The organism is Pelosinus baikalensis, from assembly GCF_020819555.1.
In the GTDB taxonomy this organism is placed as follows: Bacteria; Bacillota; Negativicutes; order DSM-13327; family DSM-13327; genus Pelosinus; species Pelosinus baikalensis.
Window position 1 is genome coordinate 1 of sequence record NZ_JAJHJB010000099.1, and the last position, 2,655, is coordinate 2,655.

Sequence of the window (2,655 nt, forward strand, 5' to 3'; positions counted from 1 at the left end):
ATCACCCATTGATGTTTTTCTACACGAAGTGTCGCACTTGAATTGACAATTCATCAAATACAAAATAAGAAGTTCTGCTACCTAGGCAGGACTTCTTTACCTCTCTTTATATACCGAATTTTGTCTTAGCGTGGGTTTTGTCGGAAATGTTGGCGACACCACTTGTTAATTAGTTATCACAAAAGCAAAAAGAATATGATGATGGCAGAGTAATTATTTATACTGATGGATCGTGCTTAAAAAACCCTGGAGGCCCTGGTGGATATGCTGCAATTATTCAGATTGGCATGTTGGTCAAGGAATTATATGGGGCAGAATCATCAACTACTAACAATCGTATGGAAATGAAAGCTGCGATTGAAGCACTACATTTCTTTAATAAGCCGACCAATATCATTTTACATACTGATAGCCAATATTTACGTAAGGGCTTTGCAGAAGGATGGGTAGAAAAGTGGAAACGAACAGGTTGGGTAACGAAGGCAGGCACACTAGTTCTTAATAAAGAACTTTGGCAAGAGCTTGATCGATTAAATAGTATTCATAGTGTGGTCTGGAAGTGGGTAAAAGGACATCAAGGGAACCCCATGAATGAACGTTGCGATGAACTTGCAGTAGATGCGGCAGTTAATGAGGCCGAAAAAATAGGCTGGCAGTATAAAAAACGGATTAAAACAAATGAGGAGTCAAATAAAAAAAGCAAAAGTTAAATTAAGCGGTTCGTAGTCAAACTGAACTGGAGATAAAAAGATTATTGGAGAGGGGTTAATTTATGTTATCACTTAAAGAATCTCTGAACGAAATAATAGCTTTGCATGATGAATTAATGAAAAAATATGAAGCGAACAAAGAAAAAAACGAATTCGAAATGGAGTCTTTAAACGCTAATTATGTCTTACTTTTAAGAACTTGCCTTGAAAGTCTAGCGAAATCTCATGTAATTGAAAATATCGAAGGTAAATGGTCAGTTGTTGGTAGAATAGAAACCATTATTCATATTGAAGATAATAGCAAAATTGATTGATGTCAAAATGGTTTCGGTACCGGCCATGCGCACCAGGTGCAGCCGATCAAACTAATAAATAAAATAATTGGAGTGATTATTAATATGACAATTCCAACCATCCTAGTAATAATCCATAACGGTTCAGAAGAAGAACTTTTACATCAAGAAAATAGCCCTCTCTTCAATACCCTTCCTAAGGATATTGAAGATCTTGCGCCAAACTTCAAAATTGCAATCGACGGTAATACATACGCTGTTATTGCTGCTGATACTGAACCTAAGCTTGATCGTGAAATGAATGTTGTCGGTACTTATGTTATATTGCGTGTAGAATAGTATCTATATTTTTATATTTGCAGGGAATGCCAAACTGGGAATTGATGCTACCACTACCCCAATTTAGAATGGTGAAATATTATACATTAGAAATGTGAAGATGTTGTGAAAATTGGCAAAAAGAAAAGACGGGTTATTTACCGTCAGTGCGCTATTGGAATTAAATTGGTAAAACAAGAGGATATTTATAGTATATGTGGAATATTATAGGTGAACATAAGGGGGGGATAAAATGAGATTTAAAAAGCTCTGTATCGTGACTGTCGTTTTTACAGTATTATTATCAATTGGAGGATTAGCACACATGGGAAATAAACTTATAAATAATGAATACCCTGATAAGCCAATAATAGTAATTGTTCCCAATTCTGCAGGTGGAAGTATGGATACAATAGGCAGAATGCTTCAGAAAATGATGATTAAAGATTTTGACCAATCATTGGTTATTCTGAATAAGACTGGAGGAGCGGGAACAAAAGGATGGGATTTTCTCGCTGGTTGTGTCCCAGATGGTTACACTATTGGGCTTACGAATAGCGATATAACTTGGCAACCACTTTTCGGTGAGAAAAAATATAATTATATTACAGCATTAGACCCACTCGCTCAAGTTGGTGCTACATCAATGGTACTATCTGTTCTTTCCGATCAACCTTGGCAAAACATTAATGATTTAGTTGATGATGCTAAGCAACACCCTGAAGCGATAAAGTATGGGCATCCTGGCATTGGATCTGCGAGACATATCTTAGGAGAGATGTTTAAAAAGGAAGCTGGAATTAATCTTGACCAAGTTCCATTTAGTAATGGAGAATCAGAAGCATTGGCGGCTTTCTTGGGTGGTCATGTTAAGGTTTTAATTTCCAGTCCTGCATTAGTAAAACAATTTGTAAAAGAGGGTAGAGTTCGAGTATTGGCGGTTGCAGACGAAACAAGACTAGCTGACCCAATATTTGCAGATGTGCCTACTTTTAAGGAACAAGGGTTAGATGTTGTACTTACCAGTTGGGAAATAGTTGCTGCGCCCAAATATTTGCCAGAAGATGTAAAAGCTAAATTAGTTAAAGAGCTAAAAATAGTTATTAACGATCCTGATTTTATAAAAGATATGGAAATAATTGGGCTAACGGTTAAATATTTAGGTCCAGAAGAATGTCAAAATAAATGGATTAACGAACATAAACGACTTGAAAAAATTGTTAAGGAAACAGGAATTGTAGACGTTGCAGCTTCAAAAAACTAAAACCTCTATATGAATGGGTGTATCCCTGATTTTGTGTAAACTCCAATTGGTATAAAAAGAGCAAATATTT

At 35.9% G+C, this 2,655-nt stretch carries 4 protein-coding genes; all 4 read left to right on the top strand.

Features of this window, described 5'->3' with window-relative positions:
- The first annotated feature begins 215 nt into the window (after window positions 1-215).
- The 4 genes from rnhA (at window position 216) to LMF89_RS25160 (ending at window position 2,585) form a co-directional block, all read left to right on the top strand.
- The gene (rnhA, locus tag LMF89_RS25145) at window positions 216-710 is read left to right on the top strand and encodes a ribonuclease HI (protein ID WP_229537552.1); all 495 of its coding nucleotides are present in this window, start codon (window positions 216-218) and stop codon (window positions 708-710) included.
- A 62-nt stretch (window positions 711-772) separates the two neighbouring features.
- A complete protein-coding gene (locus tag LMF89_RS25150; protein WP_229537550.1) occupies window positions 773-1,024 on the top strand; it encodes a hypothetical protein in 252 nt (83 codons plus the stop codon).
- An 84-nt stretch (window positions 1,025-1,108) separates the two neighbouring features.
- The gene (locus tag LMF89_RS25155; RefSeq protein WP_229537551.1) at window positions 1,109-1,342 is read left to right on the top strand and encodes a hypothetical protein; all 234 of its coding nucleotides are present in this window, start codon (window positions 1,109-1,111) and stop codon (window positions 1,340-1,342) included.
- A gap of 304 nt (window positions 1,343-1,646) precedes the next feature.
- Window positions 1,647-2,585 carry a Bug family tripartite tricarboxylate transporter substrate binding protein gene (locus LMF89_RS25160; protein ID WP_229537553.1) on the top strand — a complete coding sequence of 313 codons (939 nt, stop codon included), beginning with the start codon at window positions 1,647-1,649 and terminating at the stop codon, window positions 2,583-2,585.
- Window positions 2,586-2,655: the final 70 nt, after the last annotated feature.

Coding starts and splice junctions, on each gene's coding strand:
- LMF89_RS25150 (WP_229537550.1), top strand. CDS start 773: ATGTTATCACTTAAAGAATCTCTGAACGAAATAATAGCTTTGCATGAT.
- LMF89_RS25155 (WP_229537551.1), top strand. CDS start 1,109: ATGACAATTCCAACCATCCTAGTAATAATCCATAACGGTTCAGAAGAA.
- LMF89_RS25160 (WP_229537553.1), top strand. CDS start 1,647: ATGGGAAATAAACTTATAAATAATGAATACCCTGATAAGCCAATAATA.